Genomic DNA, 14,527 nt, shown 5'->3' on the forward strand with positions numbered 1-14,527 from the left:
GGACCGACTTGGACTGCCGATTAATTACAAGCTATTTGTATTCGATGGCCACCAGAGAGCGTTGGCTGGCATTTGGCGGTAAGATCATGCTTCATATCGTTGAAAATCGAACCGCCCGATCCGATCATAGTTGCTGGGACAACATAGCAATCGCCTGTGGCGATATGGATGCGATGTTCGTAAAACTCGCCGAGCAGCACATTTCCTGGATAAACATGAATGGACAGCACGCGCCCCAGTTCCGACCGAACGGCGTGAAACAGATCTTCATTTAAGGTCGATGGCTATCGACTCGAGATTAACGACGTCTTGAAGAAAGCCAGCTAAGCCCGTCGATAACGATCTGCTGCGGCTTAGCCAACTCGAGTCGCGATCATTACTACCGCGCCCACGTTGCGCATGAAAGCTGCCAGCCCCATTTCGTCACATTCGCCGTTCGTGAGTGCGGGGATCAGCATTGTGCGTCCGTCCCACCGAATGTGGTTTCCGTCCCATGGAATGCGCGTTTTTCGCATCGATCCGGCTGAAGCAATGTGATCCTGAAACCGCCCTCTATACCAGTTCCGGGCGATCATCATTGCGAGCCGCTATACCTAATGATCCGCGCATTCTGACTCAAACCTAGCCCGGGCCAATCTGCTGACGAGCGCATTCTGTAGCCCCTCCCGCTTACGGGGAGGGGCCCTGACGGATCGGCTTCCGGCCATCCGGCCGCTTCCAACGCCTATCGCACGAAATCCAGATCCGGCCCGACCGGCACGATGCCGGTCGGGTTGACGCTGCGGTGGCTCTCGTAATAGTGCCGCTTGATGTGCTCGAAATTCACCGTCGCGGCGATGCCGGGCAGATGGAAGATGTCGCGGACATATGCAGACACGCGGAGATAGTCGGCGATGCGACGGATGTTGCATTTGAAGTGGCCCACGTAGACCGCGTCGAAGCGAACCAGGGTAGTGAACAGGCGGATATCGGCCTCGGTCAACGTGTTGCCGGTGAGATAGCGGCCGCCGGCCAGCATCTGCTCGAGCCAATCGAGCGAGGCGAACAGAGGAGCGATCGCTTCTTTGTACGCCTCTTGGGTGGTGGCGAATCCCGCCTTGTAGACCCCGTTGTTGACGGTGTCGTAGATGCGGTCGTTGAGCGCATCGATCTTACCGCGCAGTGCCTTGGGGTAATAGTCGCCGGCCAGCGCGCCGACTCCGTCGAACGCTGAGTTGAACATGCGCATGATCTCGGACGATTCGTTGCTGACGATCGTGGCCGTATGCTTGTCCCAAAGCACCGGCACGGTGACGCGGCCGCTATAGTCGGGATCGGCGGCTGTGTAGATCTCGTGCATGAGCCGGGCGCCGTTTAGCGGGTCAGGCACCACGCCCGGGCCGTCGGCGAAGGTCCAGCCATTCTCCAGCATCAGCCAATGGACGACCGATACGGAGATCATTTCCTCCAGTCCCTTAAGCGAGCGCATGATCAGCGTCCGATGCGCCCAAGGGCAGGCCAAGCTGACATAGAGATGGTAGCGCCCGGGCTCGGCGACGAAGCCGCCAATGCCGCTCGGCCCCGGCGCGCCATCTGGGGTCACCCAGCTGCGGAAAGCTGCCTCGCTGCGGATGAAGCGTCCGCCGCTATCCTTCGTCGCATACCAGCGATCATGCCATTTTCCGTCGACCAACAATTTCACCGTCTTATCCTTTGAAGTGATGGCGAGGGATTTAGACTTCAGGTTTCTCCAAACCAGTGGCCAATCCGCAACTGTCCATTCAGCTTAAATGAACGCCACATCCCAGGACGGCGTGCCGTGGAAGGCCCCGGCAAGGAAGTCGACCATGAGCCGGACCTTGGCCGAGAGATGACGACGGCTGGGATAGACCGCGAGGATGTCAATCTCGGGTGGGCGCAGCACGGGCAGCACCGGCACCAATGTGCCCGCGCGGAGCGCATCGCCGGCGATGAAGGTCGGCAGTGAGGCGATGCCCGCGCCGGCGATCGCCAGTTCGCGTAATGTCTCGCCGTTATTGGCCAGTGCCGCGGGCCGGAAGCGCGCCCGATGCTCCGCACCGTTTGTTTCAAACAGAGGCCACTCGCCCGGCGTCTGAGAGAAGGAATAGGCCAGGCAGTCATGGTCGGCGAGATCGGCCGGCGCGGTGGGGCTGCCGCGCTTGGCGAGATAAGCGGGCGCGGCGCAGAGGAGGCTGCGCGACGACGCCAGCTTGCGCGCCACGTGCGTCTGCGAACCGGCGCGCGAGATGCGCACGACAAGGTCGAAGCCTTCCTCGACCATGTCGACGACGCGATCGGACAGCGTGATGTCGAGCTCGACCCCGGGATGCTCGGCCGTGAAAAGCGGCCAGATCGGCGCGAGGTGGATGACGCCGAAGCTAAGTGGCGCGTTGATGCGAAGGCGGCCCCGCGCGGTAACCGCGCTGGCGCTGGCCGCCGCCTCGGCCTCGGCGACCTCGACGAGCACTTGGCGCAACCGTTCGTCGAGCGCAGCGCCGGCCTCGGTCATCGAGATGCGACGCGAACTGCGGTTAAGAAGGCGCGTGCCGAGATAGGTTTCGAGTTCGGCGATGTAGCGAGTGACGTTGGCGGGCGAAGTGTCGAGCGTCTCCGCGGCGCGGGCGAAGCCGCCGCGAGCGACCACGGTGGTAAAGACTTCGAACGCGCGCAGTCGGTCCACGGGCCGTCCTTCATTGAGCTTTCCTGAATCAATAGTCCATCTTAGCAGCCTCGATCAAGCAGGATAGCAGGATTATCTGACGTCCTGAGACAAGCAAACCAAAAGGACGGACTCGTGAACATCCTGCATATCGATTCGAGCATCCTCGGTGCCAATTCGGTCACGCGTGACCTCGGGGCGGCGCTGGTCGGCGAACTGCGTGCCGCCAGCCCGGAAGCGAACGTAACCTATCGCGACCTCGCCGCGGAGCCGATCACGCACCTCAGCGGCGGCGACTTGGCGCTGCGCGGCGCTGACGAGTTCAACGACGAGCATCTCAGCGAATTCCTCGCCAGCAACGTGCTGGTGATCGGCGCCCCAATGTATAATTTCGGCGTGCCCAGCACTTTGAAGGCATGGATCGACCGCATCGTCGTCGCCGGCCATACCTTCAGCTATTCCGAACAGGGCCCCAAGGGCCTGGCCGGCGGGAAGACGGCGTTCATCGTCTCCGGGCGCGGGAGCGCTTTCGAGGGGAACGCCGCGATGGCGGGGCTGGAGCATCAGGAATCCTATCTGCGCGGCGTGCTCGGCTTCGTCGGCATCACGGATATCCGGGTCGTTCGTGCCGAGGGCGTAGGCATGGGGCCAGAAGCGCGCGACCGCGCGGTGGCCGGCGCGCGCCGCGACCTGGTCGCAATCGCCCGTCCAATAAACAAATACAACATGGAGGCCGCGGCCTGATCAGCGGGGGACGTTGCCCCCAAGGGCAACGTCCCGGCGCAACGGTGATAGGAACAAAGCTGATGGCTGCCGGCTTCGCCGCCCTAGCAGAGCTAGTTGCAGCCATGCGAAGCTGAGGCTCGTTTCGCCCGCGACCTCTCCCGCTGGAGTGTATCGCCGCTCCGCTATGATGCCGGCGTCATAGTCTTCGATCGCGAGCAGTGTGCTACAGCGCGTCCCATAGACCGGACTGCGGATGAACATTGGCGAACATCGCGGCTCCTGCCGCACCTCGGATGGCGCGGTGGGGTAGATCTGGGCGTGGGGTGGCCTCTTTTCGCAATCCCGCGAACAGCGAAGACCGTTCCTGCAGGCCGGCAACCATCCAGTCGATCATGATTTCATCGAGCCTGAGCGTCTTCGGCTAGGGCGCGTCGAGCGCGCCGCTCGACAGGCCATACCGGCCGGATCGAGTTGAACGGGTTGAAATCGTTTAGCGCTGCGCGAAGCGGATGGACATAGCGGCCATCACCCCGCAACAGGTGTTTGACCAATGCTTTGTATAGGAGTCGAAGCGGTACCCCGACGGGATACGACTTAATCATTGTGCAGCGAACCGAACCAGGTTGATCGGGGGTCCCGATCGGCGCCGATACGGGACACCGAATTATTTTCTAGATTGTCATGGTTTCGCAATCGGCTCTGCCGCGAAATGATGGGGTCCCGTTTCGACCCCTATTCGCACCACAGGGTCAGGTCACCGGCCCGGCGATCGTAGAGATGGGTGGTGCGGGTTAACGCAGGGTTTGCCAGCGTTGCCGGGCGTCCCAGTGTGCCGGCGTTTTTATATATTCAGTTATCCTGGTCGCTAGAAAAAAGTGGTTGCCAATATCTGTCGCAATCGACGGCGACGGCATGAATGCGCATCATCTGGAACGCATTCGCCTAGGGCTGAGGGATGTCTAAGTTGGGTAGTGCCCCATGACGTGGTGTAAGAACACCGATCCTCGGTCAGAGCCAAGGATGATCAGGCTGTCAGTGCTGGCAGGCTGATACGCGGGTTATCGCTCAACGTTCCGATCGTTTCCAGCGTCATGTAGCGGCGCGACACCAACCACTCGTCGTTCTGCTCGAGCATGAGCGCGCCGACGAGGCGGATGACCGCGGCGGTATTGGGGAAGATGCCGATCACGTCGGCCCGGCGCTTGATTTCCTTGTTGACGCGTTCGAGCGGTTTGTGGACGAGATCTGCGGCCAGTGCTCCTTCGGCACGCCATGTAGGCGAGCACCTCCTCGCGCGAGCCGTCCATCATCACGGCGAGCTTCTCGTATCGCTCGCGCAGCGCATCGGCGACGTGGTGCCACTGCTCGTGGGCAGCCTCGGCGCTCTCCTGGGCGAAGATCGTCTTGAGCATGGCGACGACGGCGGGGCGCTGCTTGGCACCGACATGCGCCAGCGCGTTGCGCATCCAGTGCACCCGGCAGCGTTGTTGGGTCGCGGTGAACACCTTGCCTGCGGCGCTGCGCAGTCCTTTGTGATCGTCGGAGATGACGAGCTTGACGCCGCGCAGGCCGCGATCGGCGAGCGAGCGCAGGAAGCTCTTCCAGAAGGGTTCGGCCTCGGACGGACCGCTCGCGACGCCGAGCACTTCGCGCTTGCCGAGCGTGTTGACGCCCACCGCCACTATCACCGCGGTCGAGACGATGCGGCCGCCTTCGCGCTTCTTCAGGTAGGTGGCGTCGATCCACAGGTACGGCCACTCGCCTTCGATCGGGCGGTTGAGGAAGGCGTTCACCCGCTCGTCGATCTCGGTGATCAGCCGGCTCACCTGGCTCTTCGAGAGGCCGGTTCCGCCCATCGCCTTCACCAGGTCGTCGACCGAGCGCGTCGAGATGCCCTGGATGTAGGCTTCCTGGATCACCGCCACCAACGCCTTCTCCGCTGTCCGGCGCGGCTCCAGAAAGCTCGGGAAGTAGCTGCCCTTCCTCAGCTTCGGACCGCCAGCTCGATCCGGCCGGCACGCGTGTCCCAGTTGCGGTCACGGTCGCCGTTCCGGTGGTTCAGACGGTCGGGCGAGCGGGTGCCCACCGGGACACCCGTCTTCGCCTCGATCTCCAGATCCATCATGCGCTCGGCGGCAAACGCCAGCATCTCGCGCACCAGGTCAGCATCCGCCTCTTGCTCGACCAGCTCGAGCAGGGCCATCTTGGCATCGGTCATCGTCGTCTTCTCCAGGTTGGAGTTCGCATCCGAAACCTAGCCGAAGACCGGCGATGGCCACCTCATCCGGGGCCGCTTCCTACACCACGTCCCGGGGCACTACCTCTAAGTTGCTGGGTCCTCCCCGCGGTCGTACGGAAGGGTGGCCCCTGCAATAGTCGCGCAGCTCGTACCCGTCGAGATACGCGGCCAGATACCGCTCAAGATGGCGGTGACCGGGCATATGGTGGCGCTTTCCGTCCTTCTAATATAACCCGACCTATAGGCCGCAGTTATACATCAACACGTCCTTCACGCGCATGGTGAGCGCGGCAGATTGGTGCAAACGAAGAGGCCGATCAATCGCAGCGGAGCTTTTGCGATCCTGCCGGAGTCGTCACGCCGATCCCGTCGAACACTGTGCGCCGGTCCGCGTACCAACGCAGCCGGGTTCACGGGTACCAAGAGGTCCGTCCCTAGCCAATCAATCAGGTGGCGTAGGCCAGCGCCGCTGCCTGACGGTAGGCGCTCACTTCGTGCCAAGCCGTTCGATCCACGCTGCGACTTGCAGTGGCTATAGCGCCGCGACCGAGGCCACGCCGCGCGCTTTGCACCAAATTAAAGTTTTGCCCGTCGCACGCGTATAGACACAGCGGGTATGCGGGTTACGGGTTGCGAAGCGTTCACAAAACAGGCGCTTCGCATGATCGTTGGCGGCTACTACCAGCGGCCCGCAATGCGGCCCTAAGCGCGTAAAATGGGATTATTTTACTCATTGCGGAAATAGATCGCCGCTCAGGTCCCTGTAAAAGAATACCTCGGCTTCTCCCGATGGCAAAAGACATTTAATTTCGCCCGCGCGTACCCACTGGGTGGCCTCCAGCAGTCGAACCGCTGCGATGTTTCCGGCTGGTGCGGAAATGAACACTCTGCCGGTCAAAGCGGTGTCGAGCGCAGTGACAAGCTGCTTAGCCAGACCTTGACGCCGGCTCCCCTCGTTGACGACGAGTTTGTTTACGTAGTCCTTGCCAATGCAACCATTCTTTTGCCACGATGCGTAGCCCTAAATTTTGGCCATCTGCCTCTATAACGAGCATACGCCGCTCTACGATTTCGACAACGCGATCTCCGGGAAAGGCATCAAATGCAATAATCGCGGCCAGGTCGACAGGCTCGGCAAGACGGATTTTCGCTATAGCGGCACACGACATCGAGTTGTCTTATCCACGATAATGTAGGCCTTGAATCGTCTTACGATCGTGTTCAAGGGACCAGCAAGCTCTTAATCGAATCGCTGGGGAAAACGATATCAATCACGTGAGAGTTGGGCGCAGGAAGGCCATCAGCCTCGATGACGACCGGCCCAGGCACATGCAGCGCGAACGCGGAAGAGGGTAGGGACAAGCTGATTCATGCAGCGCTGTCGGGCGCTTCCAGCAGCCACGCCAGCGCATCCTGCTCATTCTCGAATAGGCGGGCGTCGGTGGCGGAGCCGAGTCGCTGCACCTGGCTTTTATGTAGCGCCGAATCCGAGATCAGCACGGCATGCCGCTGCTTCGGCGACGCATTGCGAATTAAACCAGCCTCAATTTCAGCGGCAATCTCGCGCGACTGTACGCCGTGATTTCTGAGATCGAGGAGGACGCGGTAATCCTGACGCACCCTTCCGGCCCTTATCGCTTCACGCGCCAAACCTTCGACTTCCTGAGTATATCGGTCGAACGTTGCTCGATCCCAAAAGCCTGAGAGAGTCAGGCGGACGAACCGTCTTTTTATATCAACATCGATTTTATAGTGGGGTGCAATCATGCCCCATCTCTTACCCCGTTTCCTACCTCCGATAAAGGACACTATCAAAGGTAAGATGGCAAACGAACATGTGGTGGAATAAAGGACGGGTTTAGAGCCCGAATTGGCAGGTTTCTGAAGCATAGCAGTGTCTTGCGGTTCGACGGGTGAATATGCGAATGGACACGAACAGCGCCCATGGAGTTCATGAAAAGTTGGAGCTTTTCCAGCATTTGGCCGAGTATCGGCATCGCTCAAGCCTTGCGAAGGTCAGCTTGATTACCTATCGCCGTGGCAGAATCTCGACGCCTTTGGCGGCATCAGATCGCTTGACGATATCGATAGTCCAGTTGCCATAGCGGGCTGTCGCGCCGCGTAGTTCTGACCGGCATAGCTACCATTAGCGAAGACATGACGCAGCCACGGGAAGCGCCGGCGGATCGCCTTGAGCACAGCGACAGCGCCGTCCCGGCCCCAATATCGGCGGCATCCGCGGGTACGATGTCCAGGCAATCGCAGATGTCGCTGAGAATGTGGCGCTTGCGCCGCTAAATCTTTTTGCCAGCATCAGGGCCGCGAGCACCGCCGCAGTCCGTGGTCTCCACCGGTTGGCTGTGGATATGCGTCGAAAGCAAGCCTCAATCATTCACGGCGGAATCTGCTGTGGAAGATCGATATCCGCTATTTGTAAAAATTCCGATCAGCGCCAATCGGGGCCCTTAAAAGTTATTGTTCTTTTGCAATTTCAGAAGGTTGTGACGAAAACGAGTAGCGTCTCGTTCCGAAGCCTATCTACAAACGATGCTCACAGCAAAGGCGAACTTGACGGTCGCGACGAACGTTCGCCCAATCGCCAATCTATCGCGGTCAGCTTGAGGAAGCCGACCACTCACATCGGACGCTCGCGCACCGTCTGCTCAGAGCCGAGTTCGTGCTCGCACAACCGGTCTGCGTCAGAGTATAATTACGACGGCTTAATCTCTTTTACCGAGAAAACGCAATGTAACAGGTCGTTTTTCTAATAGAGACTTGACAGATGATATGCTGCGTTGCACAACGAGCGTGCCTTTTAGGCATCCTCTCCCACCTATAAGGGGCCGGTTTACCGGTCCTTTTTTTTATCAGCCGTAGATGAAAATCCGCTGCTTTAGCCTCTGCTCTCCAACCCATGGAACGAGAACGCTTCGATAGCCGCCATTAAGCGGTCGGGCGTTAACTTGTGGACATCGGACGCCCATTTGGCCAACCAGATGAGCATGCCCAGGATAAGTTGCACGACGAGGCCAGTTTCGCACTGAACGATCGAACCGTCTGCCATTCCCTGCCTTAAAATATCTTCGAGCATATCCCGCAGGCGGATAGCCCACTTTGCGATATTGTCCCGATGGATCGGCTCAAGGTATGAATAGTCGCCGAAATACAGTTGGGGGCCGTTCTGGAATGAGTCGTCGATCAGAGTCCGAACGAACTGTTTGATTCGAGCCATACCGGGTCCCTCAAACGCGGCCGCATCGACAATCAACCGTTCAAAACGCGCGAGCGATCGAACGTGGCACTCGTAAACCAGCGTCTGCTTGTTTGGGAAGTAATAATAGAGCGTCGCATCCCTAAGATCGATGCTTGCTGCAATATCGGACATTGTTGCCAGCGCGAAACTCTTTTCGTTGATAATCTCGATCGCGGCTCGAACAATTGTCTCGCGCTTCTTCGCGGATTTGCGTCCGCGGGCAAGGGGTTTGCTGTCGAGCGATCGTGTCTCGATCGGTAATGGGGACGCTGGTTTCAATTCCGTTTGCCTCGACTGGTTTTTAGGGGGTTTTACGAGGCTGGCTGAGACACACAACCACAGGATCTGCATTTCTACCTTGAACTAGAAACTCTAGCGTGTGATAGAAGGCGTGAGACCCGGCATAGGCGGGCGGAGCGGGAGAGGAACCAACATGAAGAGATTTGGGCTTTATGGGGCGTCAGTTGCGGCGTTAGTGGCGGCCATGCCAGCGACAGCACAGGTGGCCAAGTCTGGTAGCGTGTCGCCGCTAACGTCAGCGCCGCAGGCTCAAGCGAGCGTTCAAGCCGATGCGAACGATGACATCATCGTCACAGCAACCAAGCGCGAGCAAACGTTACAGAATGTGCCGATCTCGGTTTCGGTGACGAGTGCACAGACGATCGAGCGAGCACAGATCCGCGACCTGATTGATCTTCAGTCCGTTGTCCCATCACTCAAGGTCGCGCAATTCAACGCGGTCGGCCAGACCAACTTCATCATTCGCGGCTTCGGCAATGGCAATGGCAATGTCGGCATTGAAGGGTCGGTCGGTGTCTTCATCGATGGCGTCTATCGGTCGCGCAGCGCTGCATCGCTTAACGACCTTCCCGAAATCGAGCGGATCGAAGTGCTTCGCGGGCCGCAATCCACCTTGTTTGGCAAGAACGTGTCGGCGGGGGCGATCAACATCGTCACCAAGCGCCCCCAATTTGACTTTGGAGGTCGCGTCGATCTGACTGTAGGCAACTATGGCCAAATGATTGCTAAAGCGACCGCGACGGGCCCCCTTTCCAGTACCGTTGCCGTGCGTCTATCGGGCACCGTCAACCAGAGAGACGGTTTTTATCAAAACGTCGTCACCAGCCAGGGCGTCAATGACCGCAACCGCGGGTCGGTGCGTGCCGATGTGTTGTGGAATCCGACATCGAATTTGTCGGTACGGATCATCGGTGACTATAACGAGATTACCGAACGGTGTTGCGGTACAGTACAGTTGTTTAATGGACCGGCGACGCAATTTATCGCTGCCCCCGCGCCATTCGGACTCGGAGCCGCGGTCAGCAACCCAGCGACAAAGTTCGATCGCAATATCGCACTCAACCAGACTCCGACCAATCGCATCATCGGAAAAGGCGTTTCCGGACAGATTGACTATGACGCGGGTTTCGCAAAGTTCACGTCGATAACGGCATACCGTGATCAGCTGGATAGCGGCGCCCAGGATGTCGATTTCACCGGCGCGGATCTGTCGAACCGTGTTGACCGCACGCGCATTAAGACCTTCACACAGGAGTTTCGCGTTGCGTCCGCGGGTAAGGGACCGTTTAGTTGGCTTATTGGCGGCTTTTATGATCACGAAAACCTCGACACGCGGAGCACGATAAACTTCGGCAATCAGATTCGGGCGTACGCAGATGGTTTGAGCGGCCAAGTACCCGCTGCTTTAATTGGCGCGCTGCCAGCTCCGCTGCGTCCGGCGCTAACCGGCCGCTCGAACATTTACGCGTTGGAGTTTCTGCAGAGCCTCGTGACGCCGTCGATCGTACCTGGAAGGACTTATTTTCAAGCGGGCCAGGCGGTAACCGCGCCGTACACGCTGAATCAGGATTCGTTTTCAATTTTCGGGCAAGCAGACTTTAAGGTCACCGATCACCTGACTGTCACGGGCGGTGTCGCCTATCTAAACGACCGAAAGGCCTCCACCTCAAACGTCGTGTTGACTGACGCGTTTTCGCTTCTAAATTTGCAGAACGTACCCCAGTTTTCGGCTCTTGGCCTGCCGGGTAACCTTTATGGAGCGCTCGGGACGCTGCAGTTTTTCTATGGCAACGCGGCAAATCACGGCCCGGTCAACTATCCTAATGCTAACGAGTCCGGCATTCTGAAGGGTGACAAAGTTACCTATCTCGCGCGCGCGGCCTATGACTTCGGCCCGGTTAATGCCTATGTCAGCTATTCGACCGGCTGGAAGGCGGGAGCATACAATCTTTCGACAGACGCCCGTCCGCCAGACGCAAACGGCATCGGGCGTACCGCTGACCCTGAAAACGTGACGCTCTATGAAGCTGGCCTTAAAGCGGCCTTCCACGGCGGCTTCTTTAACCTCGCGGTATTTAAGCAGGACATCAAGGGTTTCCAGTCGAACGCCTATACGGGCACGGGCTATAGCCTTGTGAACGCAGGCAAGGAATCGGTTCGCGGATTCGAAGCTGACGCATCTTATCGGCCGATCTCCTGGTTCACGGTCACAGGAAGCGTCACCTATCTTGATCCCAAGTACGATTCGTTCCTGCGCGCGCCATGCGTAAACTATGACACCACGCGCTGCCCACTGAACCCGACGACTGGCCAGCGCCCGGCGTTCAGGGACCTTTCTGGCGATCGACCCGCGGGCATCTCGAAGTGGAGCTTCTCAACGTCGGCAACCCTTTCGCACAGCATCACGACGGACATTAGCGCGTTCCTACGCGGCGAATATGATTATGCGAGCAAGGTACAGCTTACAGAAACAACCCCGCCGGATCTGTCTACCTATGGTCTCAACAACGTTAATGCGAGCCTTGGTCTCACAAGCGCGACGGCGAAGGTGGACATGCTGTTCTGGGTGCGAAATTTGACCCAAAACAATACGCTAGTCGGGTCATTCCCGACCGTTGCACAGGACGGCAGCTATACCGGTTATGTGAACGATCCGCGCACTTACGGTGTAACGCTGACCAAGCGCTTCTAAGGAAAAACATGGCTTATAATGAGGTTAACAAAGCTCCGGCGCTTGATATCGAGGGACTAAAGGAGCGGTACAGGATTGAGCGCGATCGTCGCATCGCGACCAGTCCAGCGGAACGTCGGTACCGCGACCCAGCCGTGGGGGTCGGCCGGATGCTGGATGACCCCTATGGGTCTGCACCACCGCGTGCGCCGGTGTCGGAAGACGTTGACGTGTTCGTGGTGGGCGGCGGATTCGGGGGGTTGATGACCGCCGCCCGCCTGGGCGAAGCCGGTGTGAGTGACATCCGCATTGCAGAAGCCGGCAGCGATTTCGGTGGGACGTGGTATTGGAACCGCTATCCAGGTGCTGCCTGCGACATTGAGTCGTACATCTATTTCCCGCTGCTTGAAGAGACCGGCTATATGCCGGTCGAGCGCTACTCCAAGGCGCCCGAGATCCGCGAGCATTGTGTGCGGATTGCGCAGAAGTTCGATCTGTATTCCAAGGCGCTTTTTTCGACACAGGTGACATCGCTGGATTGGGACGGCAGAGCGGCCCGGTGGACCATCGTCACTGACCGCGGCGACAAGGTCCGGGCACGCTTCGTCGTACTGACGACCGGCCCGCTAAATCGGCCAAAGCTACCGGATATTCCCGGCATCGAAACTTTTTCGGGGCATAGTTTTCATACCAGTCGATGGGACTATGGGTATACCGGCGGGAGCGCAACGGAGCCACTCGAAAAGCTCGTCGGCAAGCGCGTTGGAATCATCGGTACGGGTGCGACTGCTATCCAGTGCGTTCCGCCGCTGGCCCGTTCTGCTGGGCATCTTTATATTTTCCAGCGCACTCCATCGTCGGTCGATGCACGAGACAATGCGCCGACAGACCCCAACTGGGCAGAAGGCCTCAAGCCCGGCTGGCAGCGCGAGCGCATGGAAAACTTCACAGCGCAGTTCACGGCCCAGCTCCCGCCTGACGACCAAGTTCGCGACGGCTGGACCGTACTCGCGCGCGCAGTGCGGGAGAAGCTAGGCAACAATACCGACGGCCTCGATCCTGGCACGCTTTTGGAGCAGGCGGACTTCGAGAAGATGGCACAGATCCGTGACAGGATCGATGCGATCGTGACCGATCCTGCGACCGCGGATGCGCTGAAGCCGTGGTTCAGCCTCTATTGCAAACGGCCATGCTTCCACGATGAATATCTCCAAGTGTTCAACCGCGAAAACGTGACGCTGGTCGATACAAACGGGCGCGGGGTCGAGCGAGTAACGCCGAGCGGTCTGGTGGTCGCAGGTCGCGAATATCCGCTCGATTGCCTGATTTATGCGACTGGCTTCGAGGTCGCGGGCAGTTATGCAAAGCGATCGGGCATGGAAATCCGCGGCGTCGGCGGCCTGTCACTGACAGACAAATGGGCCGAGGGACTGTCAACGCTGCACGGCATGCATACGCGCGGCTTTCCCAACTGCTTCATCATTAGTCAGGCGCAGGCCGGGATGTCACCGAACTTCCCGCATATGCTGAGCGAACAGACCCTGCATCTGGCGCACATCGTCGAGGAATGCATCAAGCGAAAGGTGTCGACGGTCGAGCCAACCGCAGAGGCGGAAGAGGACTGGGTCGAGACAATTGTTCAGCTTGGCAAATCGCGGCGCAAGTTTATCGAGGCCTGTACGCCGGGCTATTACAACAATGAGGGACGTGCCTCGGATACCGCTGCACGAAGCGCCGTGTTCGGTGCTGGTCCGGTAGTTTTCGTCAATCTGTTGCGCGAATGGCGCGAACAAGGGGATCTGGCCGGTATGGAACTTGATGGCGATCACGCACGGAGTCAGTCGGCATGAGCGCCGCTGCCGGGCGTAAGTCTATCTTCATCACCGGCGCGGCGTCCGGAATGGGGCGTGAGACGGCGCTATTGTTCGCGGAAAAAGGGTGGTTCGTTGGTAGCTATGACGTAAACCGCGGCGGGCTAGACTCGTTGCGCGCCGAGATCGGTGATGCGAACGGGCTGTTCGAGCTGCTGGATGTCACAGACGCCTCTGCATGGTCCTCTGCGATTGATATGTTTGCGATTGCGACTGGAGGCTCGCTCGATCTGTTGTTTAATAACGCCGGCATCGGTGCCGGCGGGCTGCTCGACGAACAGTCGTGGGACGACGTGATGCGCATCGTCAATATCAACTTTATTGGCGTAATGCTCGGCGTGCGCGCGGGCGTGCCGCTCCTCAAGAACACTCCGGGATCGCTTTGTTTGACCACCTCTTCATCGTCGGCAATCTTCGGGACGGCCGGCATCCCGGTCTATTCGGCGACCAAGCATGCCGTGCGGGGTTTAACCGAGGCGCTGTCGATCGAGCTAAAGCGCTACGGCGTGCGCGCAGCTGACCTTCTTCCCGGGCTGATCGACACGCCCCTACTGTCGGACGGGCTGCGTCAGATGGCACCTGCGGAAGGAATGTGGCGGCTGGTCACTCCGCGCGAGGTCGCCGTGACCGTTTGGGAGGCCTACAGAGCCGACCGGGTCCATTGGTATATCCCGGAAGAATTGCGCGATTTCCATCTCCAGGTCGTGGCCGAGCCTGAGCTTGTGCGCGAAGAGCGAACTGCACTGCTCGCGGCGATGACTGCCGCGGGCTGATTCATTGAAATAAGGACCATCATGTCAATACTTGA

At 59.1% G+C, this 14,527-nt stretch carries 11 protein-coding genes and 2 pseudogenes; 5 read left to right on the forward strand and 8 right to left on the reverse strand.

Going from position 1 to position 14,527, the window contains the following annotated elements; genetic code table 11:
- On the forward strand, positions 1-275 hold a 275-nt coding region (locus tag RH90_RS24115), incomplete at its 5' end, for a hypothetical protein (protein ID WP_010188651.1).
- A gap of 449 nt (positions 276-724) precedes the next feature.
- Here RH90_RS24115 and RH90_RS20400 read toward each other — a convergent pair.
- Together RH90_RS20400 and RH90_RS20405 are read right to left on the reverse strand one after the other, a co-directional pair.
- Positions 725-1,681 (reverse strand): glutathione S-transferase family protein, encoded by a 957-nt coding sequence (locus tag RH90_RS20400; RefSeq protein ID WP_010188653.1) that lies wholly within the window; start codon positions 1,679-1,681, stop codon positions 725-727.
- A gap of 84 nt (positions 1,682-1,765) precedes the next feature.
- Positions 1,766-2,680: a LysR family transcriptional regulator gene (locus RH90_RS20405; protein ID WP_010188655.1), complete on the reverse strand. Its 915-nt coding sequence runs from the start codon at positions 2,678-2,680 to the stop codon at positions 1,766-1,768.
- 114 nt (positions 2,681-2,794) lie between these two features.
- Here RH90_RS20405 and RH90_RS20410 point away from each other — a divergent pair, with 114 nt between their 5' ends.
- Positions 2,795-3,403, forward strand: a complete 609-nt coding sequence (locus tag RH90_RS20410) for an FMN-dependent NADH-azoreductase (protein ID WP_010188657.1) — start codon at positions 2,795-2,797, stop codon at positions 3,401-3,403.
- Positions 3,404-3,608: 205 nt separating this feature from the next.
- Here RH90_RS20410 and RH90_RS23710 read toward each other — a convergent pair whose 3' ends face one another.
- The 6 genes and pseudogenes from RH90_RS23710 to RH90_RS20425 form a co-directional block, all read right to left on the reverse strand.
- Positions 3,609-3,779, reverse strand: coding sequence for a hypothetical protein (locus RH90_RS23710; protein ID WP_157134772.1), 171 nt, complete (start codon positions 3,777-3,779; stop codon positions 3,609-3,611).
- A 630-nt stretch (positions 3,780-4,409) separates the two neighbouring features.
- Positions 4,410-5,603: pseudogene (locus RH90_RS20415) on the reverse strand (IS256 family transposase).
- 751 nt (positions 5,604-6,354) lie between these two features.
- A complete protein-coding gene (locus RH90_RS24715) occupies positions 6,355-6,615 on the reverse strand; it encodes a hypothetical protein (protein WP_332306577.1) in 261 nt (86 codons plus the stop codon).
- Positions 6,616-6,992: 377 nt separating this feature from the next.
- Positions 6,993-7,391, reverse strand: coding sequence for an STAS/SEC14 domain-containing protein (locus RH90_RS20420; protein ID WP_010188659.1), 399 nt, complete (start codon positions 7,389-7,391; stop codon positions 6,993-6,995).
- Positions 7,392-7,482: 91 nt separating this feature from the next.
- A pseudogene (locus RH90_RS24485) lies at positions 7,483-7,990 on the reverse strand (transposase); the annotation flags it as partial.
- A gap of 527 nt (positions 7,991-8,517) precedes the next feature.
- The gene (locus RH90_RS20425) at positions 8,518-9,228 is read right to left on the reverse strand and encodes a TetR/AcrR family transcriptional regulator (RefSeq protein ID WP_081477054.1); all 711 of its coding nucleotides are present in this window, start codon (positions 9,226-9,228) and stop codon (positions 8,518-8,520) included.
- 82 nt (positions 9,229-9,310) lie between these two features.
- Here RH90_RS20425 and RH90_RS20430 point away from each other — a divergent pair, with 82 nt between their 5' ends.
- The 3 genes from RH90_RS20430 to RH90_RS20440 are packed head-to-tail and all read left to right on the forward strand — an operon-like array spanning position 9,311 to position 14,492.
- Positions 9,311-11,869, forward strand: coding sequence for a TonB-dependent receptor (locus RH90_RS20430; protein ID WP_029625542.1), 2,559 nt, complete (start codon positions 9,311-9,313; stop codon positions 11,867-11,869).
- An 8-nt stretch (positions 11,870-11,877) separates the two neighbouring features.
- Positions 11,878-13,698, forward strand: a complete 1,821-nt coding sequence (locus RH90_RS20435; protein ID WP_029625543.1) for a flavin-containing monooxygenase — start codon at positions 11,878-11,880, stop codon at positions 13,696-13,698.
- Positions 13,695-14,492: an SDR family oxidoreductase gene (locus tag RH90_RS20440; RefSeq protein WP_010188663.1), complete on the forward strand. Its 798-nt coding sequence runs from the start codon at positions 13,695-13,697 to the stop codon at positions 14,490-14,492. The genes RH90_RS20435 and RH90_RS20440 overlap by 4 nt, the downstream gene beginning before the upstream one ends.
- The last annotated feature ends 35 nt before the right edge of the window (positions 14,493-14,527 follow it).

The organism is Sphingomonas sp. PAMC 26605 (assembly GCF_000241485.1).
In the GTDB taxonomy this organism is placed as follows: domain Bacteria; phylum Pseudomonadota; class Alphaproteobacteria; order Sphingomonadales; family Sphingomonadaceae; genus Sphingomonas.

Bases quoted from the DNA above. Each gene is read 5' to 3' on its own strand.
- RH90_RS20440 (WP_010188663.1), top strand. From the start codon at position 13,695: ATGAGCGCCGCTGCCGGGCGTAAGTCTATCTTCATCACCGGCGCGGCG.
- RH90_RS20430 (WP_029625542.1), top strand. From the start codon at position 9,311: ATGAAGAGATTTGGGCTTTATGGGGCGTCAGTTGCGGCGTTAGTGGCG.
- RH90_RS20425 (WP_081477054.1), bottom strand. From the start codon at position 9,228: ATGCAGATCCTGTGGTTGTGTGTCTCAGCCAGCCTCGTAAAACCCCCT.
- RH90_RS20435 (WP_029625543.1), top strand. From the start codon at position 11,878: ATGGCTTATAATGAGGTTAACAAAGCTCCGGCGCTTGATATCGAGGGA.
- RH90_RS23710 (WP_157134772.1), bottom strand. From the start codon at position 3,779: ATGATCGACTGGATGGTTGCCGGCCTGCAGGAACGGTCTTCGCTGTTC.
- RH90_RS20420 (WP_010188659.1), bottom strand. From the start codon at position 7,391: ATGATTGCACCCCACTATAAAATCGATGTTGATATAAAAAGACGGTTC.